The sequence below is a fragment of the Xenococcus sp. PCC 7305 genome (assembly GCF_000332055.1).
Classification (GTDB): domain Bacteria; phylum Cyanobacteriota; class Cyanobacteriia; order Cyanobacteriales; family Xenococcaceae; genus Xenococcus.
The window spans coordinates 1-2,074 of record NZ_ALVZ01000089.1 but is presented as its reverse complement, the minus strand read 5'-3'; the positions used below and the strand labels follow the sequence as shown (position 1 = coordinate 2,074).

Genomic DNA, 2,074 nt, shown 5'->3' with positions numbered 1-2,074 from the left:
CTGCTCTCAGCATTCGGGATGGCAATATTTTTGTTTCCATTCTATTAATTTCCTACTAAGAGGAAAGCGGGACTATATATCCAATGTTAAAAAAAATGGCTGATTTGGTTTCCATTCTATTAATTTCCTACTAAGAGGAAAGGATTTAGCTTAGCCTATCTCCCTGACTGACCCCCGCTCCTCGTTTCCATTCTATTAATTTCCTACTAAGAGGAAAGATCGTTGAAATCGATTCTGAGAGTGAAACAATCTCTGTTTCCATTCTATTAATTTCCTACTAAGAGGAAAGCATGCAGATTTGGAAAAATGTCAACAGTGAAAAGGCTGAAGTTTCCATTCTATTAATTTCCTACTAAGAGGAAAGATTAACAATTGATGCTGTGAGTGCAGGCGTTACCGTAAGTTTCCATTCTATTAATTTCCTACTAAGAGGAAAGAATCCGGATGGCCGTGTTATCAGGTGGTGACGCCTATAGTTTCCATTCTATTAATTTCCTACTAAGAGGAAAGCAACAAAAGATCCCCAGGGCAGAGCTATTGTAGCTCTTGCGTTTCCATTCTATTAATTTCCTACTAAGAGGAAAGACTGTTTCTGAAAAACCACGCTCATAGAGAGATTGTACACAGAATTTTCGCGGGCTGAAACAAACCATAGGAATAATTAAGAATACTTCTTAATAAGCTTGAGATGAATCGACTGAAACCCTTACCTCATAAAGCATCGACGGGGGTCAACCTAATAATCGGGCTTCTAGCGATTGAGTATATCCCCCACAAACTGTTAGGAATAGCCCTCTTCCATTGCGATGGAAAAATATGTTTAAAAATTACTCTCATCTATTTTTTCTCCAATATGGCCACTATATATGTCTTAGAATATGGTTCTTATCTCAAAGTACAGCATCAAAAATTTCAGGTTTTACAGCAAAAAAAACTTTTGTTCCAAGTTCCTGTCAGAGAAGTGACCAATATTATTCTTTTTGGATACTGTCATTTATCTCATGGTGCAGTACAAACAGCTTTATTTCGAAAAATTCCCATAATTTACTACTCGTCTCAAGGATACTACTTAGGATGCCTAGAATCAAAAACACAATCAAAGGTTACCTATCTAACAGAACAAGTTAGGAGAGCCGAAAATGAAAATTTTGTTCGTCAACAGGCTGAAATTATTGTTCGAGCTAAACTGCGAAATGCGCGAATTCTATTAATGCGGATTAATCGCCGACGTCCTAATGAAGTAACAAACAAAACAATCACAGAACTCAAGAAAATTATTAAATGTCTAGATGTTCATCCGCCGCTAGCATCATTAAGAGGCTATGAAGGTAAAGGAGCCAGGATCTATTTTCAGGGATTAAGTAAGTTATTTAAAGGAGAATTCTCCTTTAACCAAAGAACTTTGCGTCCTCCGAAAGATCCGATCAATAGCTTATTGGGTTTTGGTTACACTCTTTTATGTCAAGAGCTGATCTCTACGATACAGTTAGCAGGACTTCATACAGATTACGGAAATCTTCATACTCCCAGAAATCATCATCCTGCTTTAGTTTTAGATCTAATGGAAGAGTTTCGCGCTCAGATAGTAGATTCTTTAATAGTTTATTTCGTCAACAAAAAGATCTTTTCCCAAGAAGATTTTACTTTACCTGACGAAAAAGGCGCAGTGTACCTAAAACAGGAGTCATTAAAAAAGTTTCTCAAATATTGGTCTGAAAAACTCTCAACAGAACTTACCCATCCTCCAACTCAAAGGAAAGTTACTTTGCGAACTTGCTTAAAACTACAAGTTAAAGAATACATATCATGCTTAATGGGGAAAAGTGAAAACTATCAGCCGATGCTATGGCAGAAGTAGTAAGTTTAGTGGCTCAAAAATTTACTAATGATAGTTATTGGGGGCGACCCTTCGGCTTAGTTTAACTCGCCCCCTTATTGGGGCACCAGTGAAAAAGAGCAAGGAAGAAAATCTACCTTTTAGGAATAGAAAAACTCTCGAAATATGATTTTTTTGTATTTTGAGAGTTTTTCTATTAGTTTCCTACTAAGAGGAAAGAAAAGCATTGACACAACA

General features: G+C 36.7%; 1 protein-coding gene and 1 CRISPR repeat array. The gene reads left to right on the top strand.

What is annotated here, in order from left to right; all coding sequences use genetic code 11:
- Nucleotides 1-32: 32 nt before the first annotated feature.
- A CRISPR array of direct repeats spans nt 33-585; the repeat unit is 35 nt; unit sequence GTTTCCATTCTATTAATTTCCTACTAAGAGGAAAG.
- Between the two features lie 268 nt (nt 586-853).
- A complete protein-coding gene (gene cas1, locus XEN7305_RS03320) occupies nt 854-1,858 on the top strand; it encodes a CRISPR-associated endonuclease Cas1 (RefSeq protein WP_083889295.1) in 1,005 nt (334 codons plus the stop codon).
- Nucleotides 1,859-2,074 lie beyond the last annotated feature (216 nt).

Excerpts from the sequence above, each read along its gene's own strand:
- cas1 (WP_083889295.1), top strand. The coding sequence starts at position 854 with ATGGCCACTATATATGTCTTAGAATATGGTTCTTATCTCAAAGTACAG.